Consider the following 24,673-nt stretch of genomic DNA (forward strand, 5'->3'; position numbering starts at 1 on the left):
GAGGCTTTAGGATAGAGTTAGGAGAGATCGAGAATCAGTTACGCGGGTTTACGGATTTGGATGAGGCGATATTGACAGTTAATGAGAAAGAAGGAGATCAGTATTTAGTGTGTTACTATACAGCTTCAGAGGAGTTAGATACCAAAGATTTGAAGGGTTATTTATCCGATAAGTTACCCGACTATATGATTCCGAATTATTATGTGCACTTAAGCACTATTCCATGTAATTCAAGTGGGAAAATAGATAAAAAGAAGCTACCACAACCAGAGATAAAAGAAGAAAGTGCTTATGTCGCACCTTCTAATGAAGTAGAATATAAATTAACAAAAATATGGTCCAAAATACTAGCACTTAACGAAGAATTTATAAGTGTTGATAAGAGCTTTTTTGAACTCGGAGGTCACTCCCTAAAGGCCATTGCTTTGGTTAACAAAATAGCTAAAGAATTTGAGATAGAAATCACATTACGTGAAATATTTGATAATCCTAATATTATGAATTTGTCTGATTATATAATAACAGTCAAACAAATTGAAATCGGAATCGAAAAAAAAGAAAACATTGTAGAACTTACTATATGAGAATTGATAGATACATCTCCGATTTAAGGAATCATAAAAACATTATCATTAATGTTAAAGACGGAGAACTAAAAATTAAAGCTTCAGAAAATGACCTAACACCAAAGGTTATAAATGAAATAAAGGATCGAAAAGAAGAAATAATTTCTTTTTTTAAATCTGTTACTAAAGAAAGAGCTTTAATAACTCCGGTAAAAGAGCAAGAACATTATGCTATTTCTCATGCGCAAAGAAGATTGTGGATTACGGAGCAGATTAAAGCTGCAAATGGAGTATATAATGTACCATTAGTATATACATTTAAGACGATTGATATAACATCATTTCATAAGGCAGTTGATGCCCTATTAGAAAGACATGAAATATTGAGAACAACCATTCAAATGGTTGAAGGAGAACCTAGGCAATATATACATGAAAGCAAAGAGTTCGCTTTTAAGGTTAATGATAAAAAAGTAGACACTAATGAACTAGAAAGTATATTAGAACAAGAAGCTTTACTGCCGTTTGATTTATCTGTTTCTGCAATACGAGGAACGCTATTACGATCTAATGAAGGTATTACTTTAGTTTTAGTACTTCATCATATCATTACCGATGCCTGGTCGGTTAATGTATTATTGAAGGATTTCTTAGCTCTGTATAATCATTATAGTAATGGCACTGCTCTACATCTTTCAGAATTAAAAATTCAATATAAAGATTACTCTAATTGGCAACATTCGCAATTAAAACATGGAGAATTAAAAGCTTCTAAAGATTATTGGGTAAAAAAGCTATCAGGAGAGATAACAACGTTAAAATTACCACTTGATCATAAAAGGTATGATCATAAAACACATAAAGGCGCTACAGCTTCTTTTTTAATTGATAAAAATACGAGTAATCGACTTACAGCCTTAGGTCACCAACACCAAGCTTCATTGTTTATGGTTATGACCGCAATTGTCAAAGCATTACTATATAGATATACTGGACAAGAAGATATTATTGTAGGAACCCCAGTTAGTGGAAGGAATCATAGAGAGTTAGAAGATCAAGTGGGGTTTTATAGCAATACAATTGTCCTTCGTTCTCATGTAAAAGGAACCTTTGATATTAATCAATTACTGGAAGAAGTAAGCGGAGTGTTATTAGAAGCATACGATCATCAGTTTTATCCATACGACCTCTTAGTAGACGATTTAGGATACGAAAGGGATATAAATAGAAATCCATTGTTTGATGTAATGGTATCTATGGATGATAATAGTACATTAGAAAATGGAGAAAGAGCTTCAGAGATAGAGTATTCTGATAAAATAACTATTACAGATGGAGATGTAAGTAAGTTTGATATTACATTTTCATTTTTAAAACTACAGAATGGATGTTGCAGGGTTGAGATCAATTATAATACATCTTTATTTGAGAAAGAAAAAATTTCTAAAATGGCAGTGCATCTTAGAAACATGATTTCTTCGGTTGTAAAAAATGAAAATCAAAGAATCAACTCCATTGAATATTTATCCCAAGAAGAAAAAGACCAAATCTTATACGACTTCAATACCACAAGAAAGGATTATCATATCAATTCAAGTATTAAAGAGTATATAGAGATCAATGCAGAAAAAAATGCTAATTCGATTGGCGTAGTTTCTTCAAAAGAACAATTAACATTTGATGATATAAATAGTAGAGCTAATCGCCTATCAAATTACCTTAGCAAAACGTACAAAGTGCAAAAAGGTACTCGCATAGGTGTTATGATGGATCAAAAAGTAGATAGAATCATCACACTTTTAAGTATCATTAAGTCGGGAGCGGTTTATGTGCCAATAGACCCAAATGATTCTAATGAGAGAAAGAAATATTGTATTGATGATACTCAACTATCTCTTTTAGTAACAGATGAAAGTTGTGATTCGATAGCTAATGGAGACTTGAAAGTTTTATCTCTAAAAAGCATTGAAAACGATGTTAAGAAAGAATCCAATGCCAACCCAAAAGTATTAATAAGCCCAGAGGATGTATGTGCTGTTTTCTATACCTCGGGATCAACAAATACTCCAAAAGGAGCAAGGATTACGCACAAAAGTATACTTAACAGAGTACACTGGTTATGGCAGACGTATCAATTAAATAGTAAAGATGTTCTGTACCAAAGAACTCCTCTCGCATCTTATGCGTCTATTGAAGAGCTTTTTATACCTTTTTGTTTTTGCACAAAACTTTTGATAGCTAAAGATCGATCAAATACAGAACTTGTAGATATTATTAAAGAGTTCGGGGTTACTTATATTCATTTTTCTCCAACCAGATTGAACAAGTTTTTAGAAATAGAGAAAGAAAGTGCATCTAGGTTATCTTCCTTAAGATTTGTTTTTTGCGGAGGGGAAGAATTATTAAAAGAAACGGTTAATAGATATTATTCGAAGTTCAAAACACCCCTGATTAATCTTTATGGTTCTGCAGAAGTATCTGGAGTGGTGAGCGCTCATCAAATCAAACTTGATGACAAAGCAGTACCTCTAGGAAAACCAATTGCCAATACTAATGTATATATTCTGGATGAGAATAATAAACTTTTACCCTTAGGAGTTCCTGGTGAAATTTGTGTTAGCAGTGTGTGTTTACCTTATACTGATTTAGACCTAGAAGCAAAAGAACACAATTTCGATAACCTAAATAATCAAAGTTTTACCTCTGGAATATATAAAACAGGTGATATTGGGTGTTGGAATAGTAAAGGTGAAATAGAATTTTTAGGGAAGAAGACAGACCAACTTAAAGTTCAGGGAAATAGAATACAACTGAGTGATATTGAGAATGCAATTCTTGAACATCCAGAAATTCAGGATGCTGCGGTCGTAATTAATGAAGACAGCTATAAAAATAATCACTTAGTGGCGTATTATACTAAAAAAACAAAGGAGAAAGAGTTAATAGAGGAGCAATCCAAAGAATTATTAGTAAATTATTCTATAAAAACTCACAAAAGAGTAATACATAAGGAAGTTCATAATGAATCAATATCGCAGCTGACGATTAGTGAAATTTTCGAAAAATCAGTCAAAAAGCATTATGATGATATAGCGTTGATTTATGAAGGAAAAACAATGACTTATGCTGAATTAAGTAGTAAAGTCAATCATCTGGCATATATTCTTAAATCAGACTATCAAATCCAAAATGAAGATTTGGTGGGGATTATTATGAATAGATCAGAAAAGTTAATAATTACTATACTGGCCATCTTAAAAGCAGGAGCTGCATATGTGCCAATAGATGCAGAATATCCCGAAAGTAGAATAGAACAAATAGTAAATGATAGTCCATTAAACCTTTTCGTATTAGATGTAGAGAATCATAATAAAAGCGCAGATTTTAATACCTCTAGGCTTGTTTACGATAGTATTTTAGATTTAAATTTAAACGGAGAAAAGACTTTAGAGAATATCGGAAGTGCAAAGAACCTAGCCTATATCCTTTATACTTCTGGATCTACGGGTGCGCCAAAGGGTGTTATGGTAGAACAATATTCTGTAGTAGATTACATCAATACCTTTACTGAGTATTTTGAATTAAGTAGTGTAGATTCTGTAATTCAACAATCGTCTATTTCGTTTGATACCTCAGTAGAAGAAATTTTTCCTATTCTGTGTGCAGGAGGAAGATTGGTTCTTTTTCCAGAAGGTGGTAGAGATATAGATGCAATGATTGCATCAGTTAATACAAATAAAATAACGGTATTGAGTTCTACACCTTTGGTGATAAATGAACTGAACCAGAGAATCAACGAACTAACCTATCATCCGCGTATATTGATTAGTGGTGGGGATCAATTAAGAGATTCACACTATGATAAAATTCCAGAGAATATTAAACTCTATAATACATATGGTCCTACAGAAGCTACGGTATGTGCTTCGTTTGCCAGGATTACTAAGAACACGAAATGTAACTTAATAGGTACACCTCTAAAAAATCATCGAATTTATGTGCTGGATGATCAAATGAGAGAAGTACCGCCCGGAGCAATAGGTCAAATGTATATTGCAGGTTTAGGAGTTGCAAAGGGATATCTCAATAAAAAAGAAGAAACAAACAAGTGTTTCTTGTCAAATGTTTTGGGAGAACGTGTTTTGTATAAAACTGGGGATCTAGCAAAATGGAATGAACACGGATTACTAGAATTCTATGGTCGAAAAGATAGTCAGGTAAAAATCAGAGGGTACAGAGTTGAACCCGCTGAAGTTAATGCAATGGTACTGTCAAAAAAAGAAATCAAAGATGCTTATACCACAACTAAAACCGATGCCAACGGAAACAAACACCTGGTTACGTATTATACCTCTGAAATAAAAATTGATAACGAAAACTTACGTACTTTCTTAAAGGAAAAATTACCTCATTATATGGTTTCGAGTTATTTTATAAATGTAGAGCATTTTCCAATGACTACAAATGGCAAAGTAAATGTACAAGAACTTCCAATTCCATATATATTAAGTTCAGATAGAAAATTGAACCTGGAACTAGAAACGCTTTTGAAGTCTAAGTTACCTGTACATATGATACCTGATCAATTTACGGTGGTTCACGAATTACCATTAACTATTATGGGTAAGGTTGATAGAAAGATGTTAGCCAATAAAAAAATGTCTTTAACTAAGGATTTGGATATTGTACTTCCCGCAAATACCATTGAAAATAAGATGCTGAAAATATGGCAAGATTGTCTAAACCAAAGAAAAATTAGTACGGATAGTAATTTCTTTGAAATAGGAGGAAATTCATTAAAAGCTACACAAATAGTAAGTCAAGTATTCAAAGAGTTTGGAAAGACTATTACATTAAAAGATATTTACAATAATCTATCCATAATTGAACTTTCTAGATGTATTGAAAACAATGAAAAAGATGATAATTTAATTGTAAAATTAAAAAGTAGTAAAAAAGAATATGAAAATATATTTTTCATTCCACCTATCATAGGTTCTTCAACAATTTTTAAAGATTTAGCAAACTATATAACGGGATATAACTGCTATGGTCTTCAATGTAAAGGGTTTGATAAGGAGACTAATCTAGATACCAGTATCGAAGAAATGGCCACTACTTTTATATCTGAAATTTTAAAAATTCAAAACCATAACAGGCTAACACTAGTTGCCTATTCTATGGGGGTGCCTGTAGCATTTGAAATGTGTAAAATTTTAGAGAGAAAGTCCTACGATGTTAAGTTAGTGTTTATTGATCGAGGTGTAAACGATCATCCTGTTCAGCAAATTCAAGATGAAGAATCAGTTTTGGCAGAATTAGAATCAGAACTAGCATTTTGGTTTAATGACATACCAAACCAAGATAAAAAACGAATAAAAAATCTTGTTTTAAACAACTCTAAAATTCTAGATGCATATAAAGTAAATGGCACCATTAGAAGTAACATAGCTACAATTGAAGCCAGTTGGAACAAACACTTAGCCCAAATGCAGGACTGGAATCAATACACAACAAGACGCATCAGTCATTCTTATATAGAAGCATATCATTATGGTATTTTGAATGTTGAAAACTTAGACATTCTATCTAAGATGATTATGCACGAAATTAAGCATAAGGTAGCCCACAAAGAATTGATATAATAAAGTAAAGAATTATGAGTGAAATAAATTTATTCTGTTTACCCTATGCAGGAGGTTCTGCTGCGATATATAGTTCATGGAAAAGTTCTTTAATGCCCAATGTGGTATTAAAGCCTATTGAGTTATCTGGAAGAGGCAGACGATTTGATGAAGCATTATATAAAAATATTGATCATGCGGTTAATGATGTTTTAAAGATCATACGCAACGAAATATCAAAAACTCCATACGCATTATTCGGACATAGCATGGGAGGTATAATGGTATATGAATTGGCAAGAAAAATAAGAGAAGAGCAATTACGACCTCCTTCACACATTTTTATTTCTGGAAGAAGTGCTCCAAATATCCCAAAGGAAAGAAAAAAGTTTAGCCAAATGCCTATTCATGAATTCAGAAAAGAAGTTCTAAATCTTGGTGGAACTCCAAAAGAGTTTTTTGAACATCCAGAATTACTTGATCTGTTTTTGCCAATTTTGAAAAATGATTTTAGATTAGTAGAAACCTATAATTTTATTGAGCAAAATTCGATTTTAGATAATAACCTTTCAATCCTAATAGGAGAGCATGATGACTTGACAAAAGAACAAGGTGAAGGTTGGAGTATGTTGACGACCAATGCTTGTTCGATACACTACTTTGATGGAGGACATTTTTTTCTAAATGAAAAAACAGAGGAAGTTATCGCAATTCTCAACAAAAAATTAAAACAAAGTAAGCAACAAAGAGCATTCCAAACTGAATTATATTAAGCTCGAATTCAAAACTCCTTGTTGCACATATATTTATTCTTAGCAGAACATTTTTGACATTAAACTCAATCCTAGAATAGCTTTATAAATAATACACAGAAGCTACTAAATATTGGACTGTATTTCACCAAAGAATTAATTGTCATAGTTCCTTTTTTCAGATAAAAACTTATGATGGTTCACTTTAATACCATCTAGGTTATTACAATCAATTAACATAATTATATAGTAAGATCATTATCACAGGTAGTGCTATTCGTAATTGCATACAAGGGTATTAAATAAACACATCAATCAAAGCAAATCGATTGCTCCCTTTTTTTCTCATAACGAGAATAACAAAGTCAAATTAAATTATTATGAATCAAAATATTAAAATCTTAGGTGTCCTATTCTTAATTATGATGAATAGCTCTTTGTTTTCACAACAAAAATGGTCATTAGAAGATTGCATATCATACGCACTAAGTCATAACCTAGAGCTTAATAACTTACAGTATAACATCCAATCCAATAAAGAAACGCATAGACAATCTATGAGGAGTTTGCTGCCAAACATTAACGGTGCAGTAGATTATGGTATTCGTTATGGTAGATCAGCAGATCCAAATACTAATAGTATCGTTGATGCCGATTTTTTTTCGAATAATTATTTATTAGAGTTTGATATGGACTTGTTTAGAGGGTTCCAAAAATTAAATACCATAAAGGCAAGTAAACTAATATATCAAGCCTCCAAAGAAGAATCTGAACAACAAAAATACCTTTTGGGCTTCAGGGTTATGGCTGCTTTTTACGATATTCTTTTTTTTGAAGGAGCCTTAAAAATCTCTCAGGAGCAAGAGTCAATATCTCAATCAAATTATGACCTAGTAAGTAAAAAAGTTACACTAGGAATTAGTGCCAAGTCTGATCTTTATGACTCAGAATCATTATTGCTTGCTGATAAACTAGAGGTTACTAGAAGTGAGAACAATTTAAGAACAGCTAAACTGAAGTTAATTCAAGAAATGAATCTACTGGATAGGACCGATATAGAGATTCAATCTGAAATTCCAAAAAACGATAGTATAACAAATCCTTTAGAGGTACAAACAGATGATGTATACAATAAGGCAATGGATTTTCTACCGATCATTGAGGCCAATAAACTTAAAGTGGAAGCCGCAAAAAAGCAAGTACAAGTCTCCAAAGCGAATTATTATCCCTCATTAACTCTATTTGGTGGTGTTGGATCGGGATATTTCGAAACGAATACCGATGATCTGGGAAATACGATATCATTCAACCAACAATTTGAGAATAACATGTATAAATATGTTGGCCTTTCTCTAAAAATACCTATAACTAATGGATGGACTACAAGATCAGATGTAAAACAGAAAAAAATAGAGCTTTTAAGAGCTAAAAATGACTTAAAAGTACAGGAACAAGAACTTCTTAGAACAATTCAAGATCTGGTTTTAGAACTACAGTCATTAGAAGCCGAATACTCGCAAAGTAATCTGAAAGTAAAATCTCAAAATTTAGCATTCAATACTGCACAAAAAAAATACGAAAAAGGAATGGTAAGTGCCATAGAATTATTTACAGCTAAAAATACATTCGCTCAAGCACAAAACGAAAATTTACAAATAAAACTATCGCTTGAAGTAAATAAAAACACACTTGCCTTCTATCAAGGATTATCAATTTTTAATATAAAATAATAAAAAAAATGGACATACAAATTCAAAAGAAAAGAGGAATTCAAAAAAAGCACATTGGTTACATGGCCCTTGCAGCATTATTGCTGGTTGCTGGATGGAAAATGGTATATGGTAAATCGTCTGGATCATTCAAAACTGAAATGGATAGGATTTCTATAGGAGAAGTCGTTCATGGTAAATTTGATGATTACATAACGATCAATGGAAATGTAGCACCAATTATGACCATTTACATGGATGCTTATGTAGGAGGGCGCGTACAAGAAAAGTTAATAGAAGAGGGCGCGGCAGTAAAAAAAGGAGATGTGATTTTAAAACTCGAAAATCCAAATCTATACGAGCAAATCTTAGCAAGCGAAAGTAATCTAGCATTAAAGCAAAATGATTTACGATCGACAAAGTTAACTTTCGATTCAAGAAGAATAGATGGTCAAAAATCATTAGCAACTTCTGCACATGAACTGCAACGTAATAAACGAAAGTTTGAACAGAATGAAGAGCTGTATAAAGATGAATTGATTTCTAAAGAAACCTATCTAACATCTAAAGAAGATTATATCCTTTCAAAAAAGCAATATGAAATTGTGAAACTTCAAACAGACCAGGATGAACAATTGCGTAGAACATCATTATCAGGGCTTGATACAGATTTAAAGCGAATGAAGCAGGCATTATCGATGGTGTATGAGCGAATTGATCAATTAAATGTTAGAGCTCCGGCTGATGGACAATTAGGATTTTTAGACGCAGAAATAGGACAAAACATAGCTCAAGGAGAACGTATTGGTCAAATTAATGTGCTAACGAATTATAAAATTGAAGCTAGCATAGATGAACATTATATAGATCGTGTTAAAAGAAATTTAACGGCAATATTAGAAAGAAACGGAAAAAAATATGAACTACGATTAAGAAAAGTGTATCCTGAAGTAAGAAATGGAAACTTTAAAGTCGACCTCGTTTTTATAGATGAAAAACCAGAAACAATACGAACCGGTCAAAGTTACAACATTAAGTTACAGTTAGGAGAATCCTCTGAAGCCATTCTTTTACCAAAAGGCAGTCACTTTCAGAGTACAGGTGGGCAATGGATTTTTGTTGTTAATAATGATACACAAGAAGCCGAAAAAAGAAGCATACGTATAGGAAAGCAAAACTCTCAATATTATGAGGTTTTAGATGGATTACAAGCAGGCGAAAAAGTGATTACGTCTAGCTATAATAGTTTTGAAAAAGCAGATAAAATAGTATTAAAATAAAAACAATCTAGAAATGATAAAAATTCAAAATCTTAAAAAAAGTTTTAGAACTGAAGAGTTAGAAACATATGCACTAAATGGAGTGCATTTTGATGTGAAAGAAGGTGATTTTATAGCTATTATGGGGCCTTCGGGATGTGGTAAGTCAACGCTGTTAAATATTATAGGAATGCTAGATAATCCTAATGAAGGGAGTTATCTCTTTGCAGGACATGAAGTAGCTGGACTAACCGAGCGACAAAGAACAGAATTGCGTAAAGGGGTAGTAGGTTTTGTTTTTCAAAGCTTTAACCTTATAGATGAGCTCACTGTTTTTGAAAATGTAGAACTGCCATTAATTTATCTCAATTATAATAAGAGTGAACGAAAAGAACTAGTTCTAAAAGTATTAGAACGAATGGATATAGCACATAGAGAAAAGCACTTTCCTACACAATTATCCGGAGGTCAACAGCAACGTGTTGCTATTGCACGAGCTGTAGTGACAAATCCTAAACTAATTTTAGCGGATGAGCCTACAGGTAATTTAGATTCTAAAAATGGTATTGAAGTCATGAATCTTTTAACAGAATTAAATCAGGAAGGAACTACTATTGTTATGGTTACTCACTCTGATAGAGATTCGAAATATGCGAATAGAGTGATTCATTTACTTGACGGACAAATAGCTACTGAAATCAATAATGAACGAGTTGATATCAAAAGTAAGCTGGAAGAAGAAGTAGCACAATATTAATCTTTTAATAAATACAGCAAAATGTTTAAAAACAATTTAAAAATCTTCCTAAGAAGTATTAAAAAACATAAGGGGATCTTTTTGATAAATCTAATAGGTCTTTCTACTGGATTAGCTTGTGTATTATTAATTACTCTTTGGATTTTCGACGAATTACAATTTGATAAATTCCATGAAAACGATGACCGATTGTACCAGGTATGGAATCAGTTTGAAGAAGCCGATGGTATTTCAGTACGTTCATGGACACCCGACCTGTTAGCAGAAACTATGGTCGATAAGTTTCCTGAAGTTGAACAAGCAGTGGCTCAAACGTTGCCAGAATGGTTTAATAAAACTCCTTTGTTTTCAGATGGTAAAACAATAAAAGCTCCAGGAATATTTGCAAGCGAAGACTATTTTGAGGTCTTTTCGTATGAGATAGAACAGGGTAATAAAACCCAAGTGTTACAGGATGTAAACTCCATTGTAATTTCTAAATCTTTAGCAAACCGTCTTTTTGGTAATACCAGTAATGTTATTGGCAAAGTTATCGAATGCGACATCATGGGTATTAAAGACAAGCATCAAATAACAGGAGTGTTTAAGGATTTGCCTGCTAATTCTACCACGCAGTTTGATTTTGTATTGTCATTTAAGTCCTGGAAAAAGAAGTCAGCCGCAACAGGAAGAGAAATTAGTTGGGTCAATAATGCACCTTCAACATTTATCGTTTTAAGAGAAGGGACAGATGTGGATCAGTTTGCAGCTAAGATTAAGAACTTTTCTAAAATGCAAAGTAGTAATGTAGAGGCTGATTTAATTCTAACTCAGTATTCATCAAACTATTTGTACGGTAATTTTGAAAATGGTATACAAACCAGTGGTCGTATGGATTATGTTTACTTATTTGCGATTATAGCGTTTTTTATCCTATTAATTGCATGCATTAATTATATGAATCTATCTACGGCTAATGCTTCTAGAAGACTTAAAGAAATAGGAACAAAAAAGGCCCTAGGGTCTCAACGAGAAAAATTGATCGCACAATTTTTTGGAGAATCGGTGTTTACGGCCTTAGTAGCATTATTAGTGTCTGTCTTTTTAGTGCTTATCATCATTCCAGAATTTAATCAAATCACTGGAAAAGAATTGAGTCTTACCTTCAGAAATTCAATCATAGGGATTATACTATTGGTTGTCATTTTAACTGGGCTAATTGCAGGAAGTTATCCAGCTTTATATTTGTCACGTTTTAGTCCTACAGCTATATTACGAGGAAGAATGAAAAATTCGTTAAGTGAATTATGGATCCGTAAAGGATTGGTTGTTTTTCAATTTACATTATCGATTATTCTAATTGTAGTAGTATTTGTGGTTTCTCAACAAATAGATTTTATACAGTCTAAAGATTTAGGAATGAACAAAGATAATGTCGTTTATTTCTTAAAAGAAGGAGGGTTACAGGTCAATTCAGAATCTTTCTTAAATGAAATAAAGTCTGTTCCCGGCGTTGTAAATGCGGCAACTACCAACCAAAATATAGTTGGTACAGAAATAAGTACAACTAGTGGTTTATTATGGTCCGGAAACGAAGACGATGCAAACAAGGTTTTTCATAACATCCAGGTGGGCGCCGGTTTTATAGAAACAATGGATATTCAAGTCGAGGAAGGACGTTCCTTTTCGAAAGATTATTCAACAGATAATACTGCCATAGTTTTTAATGAAATGGCTGTAAAAACTATGGGGATTGATGATCCTATAGGAAAAACGGTCCAATATATTGGAAACTCGTATACCATTATAGGTGTACTTAAAGATTTTCACTTTCAATCTCTGCAAGAAGAAGTAAAACCAATGTTTTTTAGACTTAATGATAACCCAAAGATTTCCGAAATTTTAGTACGAATTGAGCAAGGTCGAGAGCGCGAAGTACTGGATAATCTGGAACGTGTCTATCAACGTTTTAATCCTGGATATTTATTTGAGTATACTTTTTTAGATAAAAACTTTCAGGCTCAGTATATAGCCGAGCAACGAGTAGGGGTTTTATCAAAATATTTTGCTGGATTGGCAATTATAGTTTCTTGTCTGGGATTATTTGGATTAGCAACATTTACTGCTGAAAGAAGAAGAAAAGAGATTAGTGTAAGAAAAGTGCTTGGTCAAAGTGCTAAGCAAATTGTAATTATGCTTTCTAGTGAATTTGCAAAACTTGTTCTTTTTGCTATTCTAATTGCACTTCCTGTTGCTTATATCTTAACAAACAACTGGCTCACAACCTTTGCGTATAGAATCCCTCTAAGTTTATTGTATTTCTTAGGTGCTGGTATAATAGCATTATTAGTGGCGTTAATAACCGTAGGTGGGCAAGCTATTATTACCGCTAATAATAACCCAATTAAAGCCCTCAGAGAAGAATAACTACAACTTCTATTATATCAACCCTCAGGTAGTATTATAAAAGGGATATAAACGATCAACATTTTTTAACAACCTATCAATAACATAGCTATTAGGTTATTGATAGATTTTGTATTGCTCAATCATAATTGTCAAGACAAAAATTAATTTAAATTTTAAATAATTAAGTAATCCATTAAAAACAAACAGTATGAAAAATTCACAAAGTAAAAAACAAGAATTAAGATTAGAAAAACTAAAAATTACAACTCTGGATAATCTAGAAACTATTAAAGGAGGAAAACACATGCGAGCATGCACATTTGTTTGGTGTTGTAATGATAAGACGGAGGTCGAAAAATAAGCACTATTTCTAATCAAAACATTGATATGATTCTTGGAATATGAAACCTATAAAAAGTATATGCCCATACTGATTTGACTAAAACAGTAAATCATAGGTGAACTACTCTTATTAACGATTCATGTTAAGTTAAAAAAGGCAAAAATAGATTACTCTTCTCATACCCAGGTATTGGGAAGAGTAACCTTTACTTCCTTAATTTCTGCTAAACGCAGAATATCTTTCAATTAAGATAAATCAAAAACACAACATAATGAGAAAAGAAAATATAAAAAACTCTAGCGCAACTAGGAAAGTTATTTGTAATAGAAAGTTAAACCAAATCAATGAGGCCAACATTACTTCTGAAGCCTTAAATAATAGATGTCCTTGTTATTCGAATAGTTGTTCTAATGGACATGTAGCACAATAAGAAAACTCCTTCCTAATTCCTTTATTAACAGCAATAAAACCTTTGAGATATGAATAGTAATTTAGAATTTTTATCACACCACGTTTTAGAAAAAAACACTTCTGAAATATTAACGATAGAGAAGAATTTGATAAATATTTTGGGTGTTGAGTTCCCAGTGTTGGTTAATGAAAAAGGAAGTTTTATAAAGATTAAGAACATCAAGTTAGACGAAGCTACGTCGTCAAGATTAACGTGCCAGATGTGGAGTTTGAATTTTTTAAATTGGACGCTTCAAAAGTCAAATAATTATTTTGGATTTTCTGATTTAAGGGAAAGAGTTATAAAGCTACTGGTTACAACAATGGGAAATCTTGAAAATAGCGATACATTAGACGATGTCGTTTCTTTAACGACGTATTTGGAAAAGGAAAGAAATTTTATGGAAGATGGTGTGATTAATCAATCTAAAGCAACAGCTAGTTAAGATATCTTCTTTACTATATAGCGATCTCACTTTAATTCTTTTTCATTTTAAATAGATACTCCCATGTTATTGTAAAACATAATAGAGAGTTCGGATAAAAAATAGTACAAAATTAATGATCGTAAATCTATGCTATGCATATACCGCAATATATGTTGATGGCTTAGATAAATTAGAATTTGATCTTTGATCAATATTTTCTAATTGATACATGTTTATTTCTAATTAAAGAAGTAAACACAGAATACTGCTTTCACAATGATTTTAAAACAGTATATATGATTATACAAGATACATATACAAAAGCAATACCTTTTTTGAGAATAGATGAATATCCTCAAATTAAGATACAGGATAAAGAATCTTTTTTATTCCATTATACATTTGACAAACAATTTGGTAATGATCTTTGGCATCATTATCTAAATTTTTTACCATATAATTTTCAGAATGAAGTCTTACGATTTCGAAGATGGCAGGATCGATACAATTGTTTATTGGGCAAGTTAATGGTGTATGTAGGGTTTAAGATTTTTTATAATTCAGAATTATCATTTGAAAATTTCCTGAAGGACTCCTATGGTAAACCATATATAAAGGATTGTAAAATGAACTTCAATATATCTCACAGCGGAAATACCGTAGTGTGTATATTTAGTAAAGAGCCCATTGGAATAGATGTAGAAGAAGCCAAAGATATTGAATATACACTATTCGAAAATGTATTTACAGATCAAGAAATGAAAGAAATTAGTAGCGTTGGTCTCTCTAAATTTTATGAATACTGGACTAAAAAAGAAGCTATTATAAAAGCTATAGGTAAAGGAATGTCAATACCTCTTCTGGATATAGAAGTTAAGGGTGATCATAGTATATATGACGGTATTAAATGGAACATAAAAAGTCTGAAATTAAACAATATGAATTGTGCAATTGCATCTAAATATAATACAAACAATGTCAATTTATTTGAAGTGGTTTTTTAATCAGGAATTTGATAGTTTTTTATGTTCTGATTAGAATATAATTTTAGTTAGAATTATTTTGTTTTTTTATTATTTTCTGTATTGAAAGTCTGTACTTAGTTGTACAGACTTTTTTGTTTTTAAATATATGAACTACAAGTATGAATTTTGTTTAAGCTGCTCTAACAAATTTATTTGCTACTTTTAGAGTATGCCAAATTCATTATTATTTATACCCGATATTTCTGGTTTTACTCATTTTGTACAAAATACAGAGGTCGAGCATAGTCAACATGTGATTTCTGAGTTGTTAGAAGTTCTGATTAATGCAAATACACAAAATCTTCAATTAGCAGAAATAGAAGGAGATGCATTGTTTTTTTATAAAGAAAATGAAGTTCCATCCCAAGAAAAACTTCTCGCTCAGATCGAAACGATGTTTACAGCATTTTATAGTCATCTTAAACTTTTGGAAAAAAACCGGATATGTCCTTGTAATGCCTGTGCTACAGCTCCTAATTTAAAATTAAAGATTATTGCCCACTGTGGAGATTTACAATTTATTACAGTACAAGAAGAACACAAACCTTTTGGTCAATCTGTTATAGAAATCCATAGACTTTTAAAAAATTCTATTGAAAGTGATAATTATGCATTGTTAAGCGAAGAGTTGTTAAAAATAATCGGTCTTTCTTCTACGTATAAGAGCAAACTATATAGTTTTCTTGACAGCAAGGATACATATGATGATAAAGAGATTAGGTATTCATTTTCTGAAATTGATAATAATAAATTGAAGCTTAATCCATTTGAGACGCCCAAGATTGTAGATTTCAATTGTTCGGCAAGTATTATATTACAAAAAAACTTTGAGACTTCGGCATCGCAATTATTAGAATATATCACCAATTATAGTTATAGACATTATTGGGTCAAAGGTGTAGATAAATTTGAATACAATCCAGATGAGGTAACGCGATTAGGAACTGGGCATGTTTGTGTGATCGATGGGAAAAGGTTAAATTTTACTACGGTTACAAAAAAAGCTAATATAGGCGAGATTGTGTATGGAGAGTATACTACCGATGTTCCGATAGATGCAATTTATCAGTTTTTTATAATGACCCCTATTTCTGAAAAAAAATGTAAACTTACAGTAGAAATATACCCTAAAGCAAAATCTTTGCTAAATAAACTTATATTATCTCTATTTATGAAAAGGGCAACTATAAAATCTTTACAAACATCAATTAATAACCTGGAAGCATTCATACTTCAAGGAGGGATTAAAGAAGGTCTAGAATCCGCTCAAGCTTCATCCCACGAGAACCCTTAATAAGAATTGCTCCTTTTTTGTTTTTTAAAGTCCAATTCTTTTCAAGCTCATCGTATGATTCATACTTGTGTACATGAGTATTCATATCATTACAAGTAGTCTTAAAAAAATTAGCTCCGATTAGATAGGCTTCCTGGACATTAACATTATTAATTCTATCTGTTATTTTTTGATGTTCAATAGATGCATCCGCTCCAAGTTCAAACATATCCCCCAAAAAAACAATTTTGGTGTCATAATTAGCTTGGTCAAAATTATCTATTGCGGCTTCCATACTTGTTGGATTGGCATTGTAGGCGTCTAAAACTATAGTATAGTCGCCTTTTTTTATGATTTGAGAACGATTATTCGTTGGAATATACGATTCTATTGCAGCCTTTATTTTTTCAGAGTGTATATTAAAATAGCTTCCAAAAGCTATTGCGGCGGCGATATTTGTAAAATTATATGATCCGATAAGATTACTCTTTATCGTATCGTTTTGATACAAGGTTATAACCGTTGGATTAGCATCCAATAATTGAACACAGACATCACTGGTGTTGGATTGTGAAAAACTGTAAGTATCTAGTCCAGAAGAGGCGTTAAGAAGCTTTTCATCTTCTAGATTAAGTATAATTTTTTTATTATGTTTTTTTAGGTGTCTATAAAGCTCAGTTTTTCCTTTTAACACACCATCAATGCCACCAAAACCTTCTAGGTGTGCTTTTCCTATATTTGTGATATACCCATAATCAGGATTGGCTATAGAGGATAGTAAGTCTATTTCTCCCAAATGGTTTGCGCCCATTTCTACAATGCCAATCTGAGTATCCTTTGTCATGGATAAAAGCGTTAATGGAACTCCGATATGATTGTTTAAGTTACCTTCTGTGGCTTTGGTTTTAAAACTCGTAGAAAGAACACAATTAATTAGTTCTTTTGTGGTTGTTTTTCCATTACTACCTGTTAGTGCTATTATAGGTATATTAAGATATTGTCGATGATACGTTGCTAGTTCTTGTAAAGTTTTTAATACATCATCAACTAGGATATACTTATCCGATTTTTTGTGTTCTACTTCATCAATTACCGCCAACGAAGCTCCAAGTTCTAAAGCTTTTTTCGCATAGGTATTCCCATTAAAGTTTTCTCCTTTCAAAGCAAAAAAAATCGTGTTACTGGTGGTTTTACGAGTATCTGTACACACTCCATCACTTTGTAAAAATAACTGATGTAATTGAGCGATAGTCATATGATGTAATTGTATTAAAAAGCCCTGACAAAAATGTACAGGGCTTTTTTATTTAACGAACTTAATTTATTATAAACTATATTATCTTCTAGGTTTTTGATGTCTAGGTGTTTTTTGCTTTTTAGCTTTTGTACCTACTCTAGACATAGCGTTTCTAAAACCAATATAATCTGTTGCCATATCTTGTGGCAAGAACCTTCTTTGTGCAGGATCTAACCAATATGCTCTATCTTTCCAAGAACCTCCTTTGTATACACGTACATTGTCATCTACAATTGTTGTTCTTTTACTAGATTCGTCATATCTTCTATCAAGTTTTGTGCTATCTTCTGCATCTGGTCCTACATAATGGATAGGAGCATTGTACATTCTTCTGTTTGGCAGGTTTTCATCTTGATAACCTTCAAAATATCTAGAAGAACTTTTATCGCCATCTCTATAGTTTCTATTGTCACTATCTGTGAAATTGGTTCTCATATATGTTTCATTCTCATCGATAGGCACTTGTAAAATTCCACCAGGTAATACTCTTGCAATAATTTTACCATTACTTAAAGTGTCATACACGATAGAATCTGTCATTACGACTTTAACAGATCCATCAGGGTTAATGGCATTTTTTGTATATACATTACCTCTATAGTAGTTAAAGTCATTATACTCATCATCTACAATAGGTCTATATACATCTGCTACCCACTCTGCAACATTTCCAGCCATGTCATATAATCCATAGTCGTTAGGGTCATAAGATTTAACTGGAGCCGTAATATCTGCACCATCATCACTCCAACCTGCTATACCACCATAGTCACCATCACCTTGCTTAAAGTTTGCTAATTGATCACCACGAGTACTTCTTTTTCCAGAACGAGTATATTTTCCACTCCAAGGATATTTTTTTCTACCTCTATAGATGTTATAACTTCTTATTTCAACAAGACCTAAAGCTGCGTATTCCCACTCTGCTTCTGTTGGTAGTCTATATTTTGGAAGAAGTAATCCATCTTTACGTTGGATATATAATCCAGTTGAATCGTTAGTTTTTTCATATTTTTCTGAAGCTCTACCACCTCTAATAGCTTCATCATTACCACCATAAGTTTGAGAAGGAGCATTTAAATAAGTTTCAGTATCAAAAGTACTTTCTGCAGAAACATCTTCAAAAGGTGCATTTTCTTTAATTACTTGTTCTTCTTCAAGAATTCTTTCGTTAACGCGATTTGTTCTCCAATTACTAAATTCTACAGCTTGTATCCAATTTACCCCTACAACAGGATAATTGGCATAAGCAGGGTGACGAAGATAATTGTTAGTCATCATTTCGTTAAACCCTAATCGGTTTCTCCATACTAATGTATCAGGAAGTGCACCGTAATAAATATTTCTATACTTTGGCTCTGTAGGAGGATAAACACCCTTTAACCAATCTAAGTATTCAAGATACATGATGTTGGTAACCTCAGTTTCATCCATATAGAAGGATTGAACATGTTGTTGCGTAGGCGTATTATTCCAATCATGCATAACATCGTCCTGTACGCGTCCCATAGTGAACGTACCTCCTTCAATAAATACTAAACCTGGACCTGTTTCCTGTTCTTTGTAATTTGTGTTTACCTGAAATCCACCATCTTTGGAGTTGTATTTCCATCCTGTGGCTCTGGAACTGTCGCCATAGTTGTTTTTAGAACAACTAAACAGTAAGACACTAGTAAGAAGTGCCATTAGCGATTTAAAAATAAACGCGTTTTTCATAATCTTAAGTTCGTTAAAAGTAGAAATTAGGGCTTGCAATATAATAATAAACGTTAAAAATACCCTAAATTTTTTAAATTATTATCAATTCACAGTTTTTTGTGAATTTATAACGACTTTGGTTTAACGCAATATTTCTAAATTTATTATTTATTTCAAAAGAAAAACTGCAAAATTTGACCTGCTTTAAAAAAAGTCGTCTTTTTCATTAATATAATAGAACGTAACATTTTTTTGTAAACATTCTTAGTAAAGGTACTTTCTGTTAATGTATATAGAGTTTGGTGGATTTTCGAAGAAAAAAATATTAATCCTGGAGAAAATGATACTATATATAAGATATTACAAAAATATACGTTAACAGTTCAGTGGGTAGAAAAAAATAATGGCTCACTATTTTTTAATCGCTAAATAACTATATATTTGTCAAACTCAATTTTTGCAGGTATGAAAAAAACAATTATCCTTGGTCTTGTGTGTTTATCACTATCAAATTTTAATGCAAGAGCACAGGAACAAGACAGAGCAATTACAACAGCTACACCATTCTTATTAATCGCTTCTGATGCCAGAGCAGCAGGTTTGGCTGATCAAGGAGTTGCTACATCTCCAGATGCATTTTCACAACAATGGAATCCAGCTAAGTATGTATTTATAAAGAAAAAACAAGCAGTAGGTGTTAACTACACCCCTTATCTTAGTAATCTGGTTAATGATATCTTTTTAGGTAATGTGAATTACTACAATCGTATTAATGAACGAAGTGCTTTTGCAGCTAGTTTTAGATATTTTAGCCTTGGAGATATAGAGTTTAGACAAACTGGAGATCCAAATGAGGTTGCAAATACGCAAAGACCAAATGAGTTTACCTTTGATGTTTCTTATGCTTTAAAGCTTAATGAACGTTTTTCTATGGCGGTAACTGGTCGTTACCTAAGATCGGACCTTAGGTTACAAGGATTAGGAGGAGATGCTAGTGCAGCAGGTAGTTTTGGAGTTGATATCGCTGGTTTTTATCAAAGTGATGAGATAGCGTTTAGCTCATTTAATGGAAGATGGAGAGCTGGGGCTACCATATCTAATATAGGTCCAAAAATTAGATATGATGATGCGGGTCAAGAAAACTTTATACCAACTAATTTTAGAATTGGTGGTGCTTTTGATTTCATTTTGAATGAAGATAACAGAATATCACCATCTATAGAATTTAGTAAGTTATTAGTGCCTACTCCTAAAGATTTTGATAATGATGGGGATATCGATGCAGAAGACAATAGAGAGTATCAGGATATAAGTGAGTTTGGTGCTATTTTCTCTTCATGGGGTGATGCTCCTGACGGATTTAGTGAAGAACTGAAAGAAATAACATGGTCGTTAGGTGCAGAATATATGTATCGAGATGTATTCGCTTTCAGAGCAGGGTATTTTAATGAAGCTGAAGAAAAAGGAGCACGTAAGTTCTTATCTCTTGGAGCAGGATTTAGATATACTTCTATCAATCTGGATGTGTCATATTTGTTCTCTACCTCTGCTGTGAAGAGTCCACTAGAAGGAACACTTCGTTTTGGTCTTACATTTGCATTTGGGGACGATTATAACGAGTAGAATAAAATATCAATACTATATAAAAAAGTATCAAGCTCTTGTTTGATACTTTTTTTGTTTGTAGTACATTGTGTACATATTACCAGTTGCTGAGGAAGCGGGAACTAAATATGGAATGTATACTGTAATCTATACAGTTTGAAAAAAGATTCCGTCATTACAACAAAAACAAAATCAACAGATGAAAGAAATAGAAATAAAATCTGTTTTACAGGTATTTGACTCCTTTGATGAATTACAGCCTGATATCCAAGAACTAATGCGTCAATCAATATCAATACGGGATAAAGCGTATGCACCATATTCAGAGTTTTTGGTTGGAGCAGCTTTATTATTAGAAAATGGAGAAATAGTTTTAGGAAATAATCAAGAGAATGCATGTTACCCTTCTGGTTTGTGTGCAGAGCGAACGGCAATCTATCATGCAGGTGCTAATTTTCCTGAAGTTTCTATTCTTAAAATGGCACTTTCTGCTAAATCTTTAAAATACCAATTACTTACACCAACACCACCATGTGGAGCTTGCAGGCAGGCTATAGCAGAATATGAAGTAAAACAAAAGCAACCAATCGAGATTTATTTTATGGGAGAAACCGGAAAAGTGGTTAAATCTTCTTCTTTGTCTAATTTATTGCCACTTATTTTTGATAATTCATATTTATAACGTTTTCGTTGATTTAATTAGAAAACTCCTTTTTCCTTAATTTCGAATATGTTATTTTTGTTTTTAGTTCTCTTAATAAATCGGAGGGGAAATTAAAAGAAAATCAGTTTTTTAAACTGATTTTTGTAATACAAATCAGCACAGTTGTAAATGAAAAAAATAACCAAAGAAGTTTACCTTAATTGGTACGAAGAAATGCTTTTCTGGAGAAAATTCGAGGATAAGCTAGCACAAGTCTATATTCAACAGAAAGTAAGAGGTTTTTTGCACTTGTATAATGGTCAAGAAGCTATTTTGGCAGGTGCTTTGCATGCGATGGATCTCACTAAGGATCGCATGATTACTGCATATCGAAATCATGTTCAGCCCATAGGCATGGGGGTAGATCCAAAACGAGTAATGGCAGAATTATATGGTAAAGGAACAGGTACCTCTCAAGGTTTGGGAGGATCAATGCATATCTTTTCTAAAGAATATCGTTTTTATGGAGGGCATGGTATTGTTGGAGGACAGATACCTCTAGGTGCCGGGCTTGCATTTGCAGATAAATACCACAAGAGAGATTCTGTTACATTAACTTTTATGGGTGATGGGGCAACGCGTCAAGGATCACTGCATGAAACATTTAATTTAGCAATGCTTTGGAATTTGCCAGTTGTATTCTGTGTTGAAAATAATGGATACGCAATGGGAACTTCTGTAGAAAGAACGGCTAACCATTCGGATATTTGGAAACTGGGATTAGGGTATGAGATGCCTTGTGGTCCTGTAGATGCAATGAATCCTGTTAAGGTTGCCGAAGCTATGGACGAAGCCATTACTAGGGCAAGAACGGGAGGAGGTCCAACGTTCTTAGAGCTCAAAACATATAGATATAGAGGACACTCTATGAGTGATGCTCAAAAATACCGAACCAAAGAAGAAGTTGCAGAATATCAAAAAATAGATCCAATTACTCAAGTTCTTGATGTAATTAAAGAGAAAAAATATGCTAACGACGACGAAATTGCTATAATAGATAAAAGGGTAAAGGATCGAGTTGCAGAATGTCAAAAATTTGCTGAAGATTCACCTTTTCCAGAAAAGAATGTAATGTATGATGTTGTTTATGAGCAGGATAACTACCCATTTTTGTCACACAAACCACAATAAACTATGGCTACAGTAATAAATATGCCACGATTGAGCGACACCATGGAAGAAGGGGTGGTTGCGAAGTGGCTTGTTAAAAAAGGAGATAAAATTAGTGAAGGAGATATCCTTGCAGAGATAGAAACCGATAAAGCTACTATGGAGTTTGAATCTTTTTATGAAGGAACTTTACTTCATATAGGTATTCAAGAAGGAGAAACGGCTCCTGTGGATCAATTGCTTGCAATTATAGGTGATGAAGGAGAAGATATCTCGGATCTGTTAAACGGAAATGTTACTCCAAAAGCAGAAGCTCCTACTAACGAAAAAGTAGAAGAATCAACAACTGCTTCCCAGGAAACAGCTGATATCCCAGAAGGTGTAGAGGTAATTACGATGCCTCGTCTTAGTGATACTATGGAAGAAGGTACGGTTGCTACCTGGCTTAAAAAAGTTGGAGATGCTGTTGAAGAAGGTGATATCCTAGCTGAAATTGAGACCGATAAAGCGACAATGGAGTTCGAATCATTCTACAATGGAACCCTTTTGTACATCGGCATAAATGAAGGTGAAACGGCACCTGTTGATGCTTTGTTAGCAATAATCGGACCTGCCGGCACAGATATTTCTAAAATTAAAGATGGTGGTGTAGCTACAACATCAGCACCTATAACAAATACAGAAACTCCTAAAGAAGAAGTAAAGCAGCCTGTTGCTGCAGATACTTCTGTTAATAGCGCCGGAGCCAGAGGAGGAAGAATATTTGCTTCGCCATTAGCAAAGAAAATAGCGAATGATAAAGGGATTGATCTGTCTCAGGTAAAAGGTACTGGAGAGAATGGACGTATTATTAAAAAAGATGTGGAGTCATTTACACCATCTGCGTCTACAGCAAGTAGCTCTGCTCCGACAAAAGAAACTAAAGTACCTGTAGCTGTGCAAACATTTACTCCGGCAGGAGAAGAAAGTTTTGAAGAGGTTAAGAATTCGCAAATGCGAAAAGCAATTGCCAGAAGTCTTTCTGCGTCAAAATTTAGTGCACCTCATTATTATCTTACGATTGAAGTGAATATGGATAATGCCATTTCTTCTCGAAAAATCATTAATGAATTGCCAGATACCAAAGTATCATTTAATGATATGGTAGTTAAAGCATGTGCCATGGCATTGCGAAGACATCCTCAGGTTAATACTACCTGGAAAGATGATGTAACTGTATATAATAAACACATCAGTGTAGGGGTTGCAGTCGCGGTTCCTGATGGCTTAGTAGTGCCTGTATTACCGTTTACTGACCATATGAATATTATGGAAATTGACACTAGAGTTCGTGACTTGGCGACAAGAGCAAGAGATAAAAAACTAACTCCTCAAGAGATGAGTGGTAGCACTTTTACAGTATCTAATTTAGGGATGTTTGGTATTCAGGAATTTACATCGATTATCAATCAACCAAATTCTGCCATATTATCGGTAGGAGCTATTGTTAAAAAACCAGTGGTTAAAAATGATCAGGTGGTAGTTGGAAATACAATGAAGGTAACATTAGCTTGTGATCATAGAACAGTTGATGGTGCTACAGGAGCACAATTTTTACAAACCTTAAAACAATATCTTGAGAATCCAGTTACAATGCTGGCTTAAATTAAGTGTTTTAATATTTATATAAAAAAATCCCGCTTCAAT

The 24,673-nt window shown here is 32.9% G+C and carries 17 protein-coding genes; 15 read left to right on the plus strand and 2 right to left on the minus strand.

The annotated features are described in order from the left end of the window. The 11 genes from JJQ60_RS16085 to JJQ60_RS16135 all read left to right on the plus strand — a co-directional run. Positions 1-584: phosphopantetheine-binding protein (locus JJQ60_RS16085; protein WP_236669153.1), on the plus strand; the 584-nt coding region annotated here is incomplete at its 5' end. After that, positions 581-6,211: a non-ribosomal peptide synthetase gene (locus JJQ60_RS16090; RefSeq protein ID WP_201922614.1), complete on the plus strand. Its 5,631-nt coding sequence runs from the start codon at positions 581-583 to the stop codon at positions 6,209-6,211. The genes JJQ60_RS16085 and JJQ60_RS16090, both read left to right, overlap by 4 nt. Before the next feature lie 14 nt (positions 6,212-6,225). Beyond that, positions 6,226-6,963: a thioesterase II family protein gene (locus JJQ60_RS16095; protein ID WP_201922617.1), complete on the plus strand. Its 738-nt coding sequence runs from the start codon at positions 6,226-6,228 to the stop codon at positions 6,961-6,963. A 359-nt stretch (positions 6,964-7,322) separates the two neighbouring features. Continuing rightward, positions 7,323-8,672: a TolC family protein gene (locus JJQ60_RS16100; RefSeq protein WP_201922621.1), complete on the plus strand. Its 1,350-nt coding sequence runs from the start codon at positions 7,323-7,325 to the stop codon at positions 8,670-8,672. An 8-nt stretch (positions 8,673-8,680) separates the two neighbouring features. Then, positions 8,681-9,931, plus strand: coding sequence for an efflux RND transporter periplasmic adaptor subunit (locus tag JJQ60_RS16105; RefSeq protein WP_201922624.1), 1,251 nt, complete (start codon positions 8,681-8,683; stop codon positions 9,929-9,931). A gap of 13 nt (positions 9,932-9,944) precedes the next feature. Then, positions 9,945-10,667, plus strand: coding sequence for an ABC transporter ATP-binding protein (locus tag JJQ60_RS16110; RefSeq protein ID WP_201922627.1), 723 nt, complete (start codon positions 9,945-9,947; stop codon positions 10,665-10,667). A gap of 81 nt (positions 10,668-10,748) precedes the next feature. Further along, positions 10,749-13,073, plus strand: coding sequence for an ABC transporter permease (locus JJQ60_RS16115; RefSeq protein ID WP_201922630.1), 2,325 nt, complete (start codon positions 10,749-10,751; stop codon positions 13,071-13,073). Between the two features lie 190 nt (positions 13,074-13,263). After that, a complete protein-coding gene (locus JJQ60_RS16120) occupies positions 13,264-13,416 on the plus strand; it encodes a hypothetical protein (protein WP_201922633.1) in 153 nt (50 codons plus the stop codon). Positions 13,417-13,877: 461 nt separating this feature from the next. Further along, positions 13,878-14,294 (plus strand): hypothetical protein, encoded by a 417-nt coding sequence (locus JJQ60_RS16125; RefSeq protein ID WP_201922635.1) that lies wholly within the window; start codon positions 13,878-13,880, stop codon positions 14,292-14,294. Positions 14,295-14,572: 278 nt separating this feature from the next. Further along, positions 14,573-15,280, plus strand: a complete 708-nt coding sequence (locus JJQ60_RS16130; protein ID WP_201922638.1) for a 4'-phosphopantetheinyl transferase family protein — start codon at positions 14,573-14,575, stop codon at positions 15,278-15,280. Between the two features lie 190 nt (positions 15,281-15,470). Beyond that, positions 15,471-16,595, plus strand: a complete 1,125-nt coding sequence (locus tag JJQ60_RS16135) for a DUF2652 domain-containing protein (RefSeq protein ID WP_201922641.1) — start codon at positions 15,471-15,473, stop codon at positions 16,593-16,595. Here JJQ60_RS16135 and JJQ60_RS16140 read toward each other — a convergent pair. Next, positions 16,546-17,829: a UDP-N-acetylmuramoyl-tripeptide--D-alanyl-D-alanine ligase gene (locus tag JJQ60_RS16140; RefSeq protein ID WP_201922644.1), complete on the minus strand. Its 1,284-nt coding sequence runs from the start codon at positions 17,827-17,829 to the stop codon at positions 16,546-16,548. The two genes, JJQ60_RS16135 and JJQ60_RS16140, sit on opposite strands and share 50 nt — an antisense overlap. 81 nt (positions 17,830-17,910) lie before the next feature. Beyond that, positions 17,911-19,587, minus strand: a complete 1,677-nt coding sequence (gene gldJ / locus JJQ60_RS16145; protein ID WP_201922647.1) for a gliding motility lipoprotein GldJ — start codon at positions 19,585-19,587, stop codon at positions 17,911-17,913. A 447-nt stretch (positions 19,588-20,034) separates the two neighbouring features. Here gldJ and porV point away from each other — a divergent pair, with 447 nt between their 5' ends. The 4 genes from porV (at position 20,035) to JJQ60_RS16165 (ending at position 24,631) form a co-directional block, all read left to right on the plus strand. Further along, on the plus strand, positions 20,035-21,192 hold the full coding sequence (gene porV, locus JJQ60_RS16150; RefSeq protein WP_201922650.1) for a type IX secretion system outer membrane channel protein PorV: 1,158 nt from the start codon (positions 20,035-20,037) through the stop codon (positions 21,190-21,192). Positions 21,193-21,373: 181 nt separating this feature from the next. Next, positions 21,374-21,856 (plus strand): cytidine deaminase, encoded by a 483-nt coding sequence (locus tag JJQ60_RS16155; protein ID WP_201922653.1) that lies wholly within the window; start codon positions 21,374-21,376, stop codon positions 21,854-21,856. A 150-nt stretch (positions 21,857-22,006) separates the two neighbouring features. Further along, complete coding sequence (pdhA, locus tag JJQ60_RS16160; protein WP_201922656.1) at positions 22,007-23,008, plus strand: pyruvate dehydrogenase (acetyl-transferring) E1 component subunit alpha; 1,002 nt, start codon at positions 22,007-22,009, stop codon at positions 23,006-23,008. Between the two features lie 3 nt (positions 23,009-23,011). Continuing rightward, positions 23,012-24,631 (plus strand): pyruvate dehydrogenase complex dihydrolipoamide acetyltransferase, encoded by a 1,620-nt coding sequence (locus tag JJQ60_RS16165; RefSeq protein WP_201922658.1) that lies wholly within the window; start codon positions 23,012-23,014, stop codon positions 24,629-24,631. The last annotated feature ends 42 nt before the right edge of the window (positions 24,632-24,673 follow it).

Origin of the sequence: Aquimarina mytili (assembly GCF_016735115.1) — a bacterium.
GTDB lineage: Bacteria > Bacteroidota > Bacteroidia > Flavobacteriales > Flavobacteriaceae > Aquimarina > Aquimarina mytili.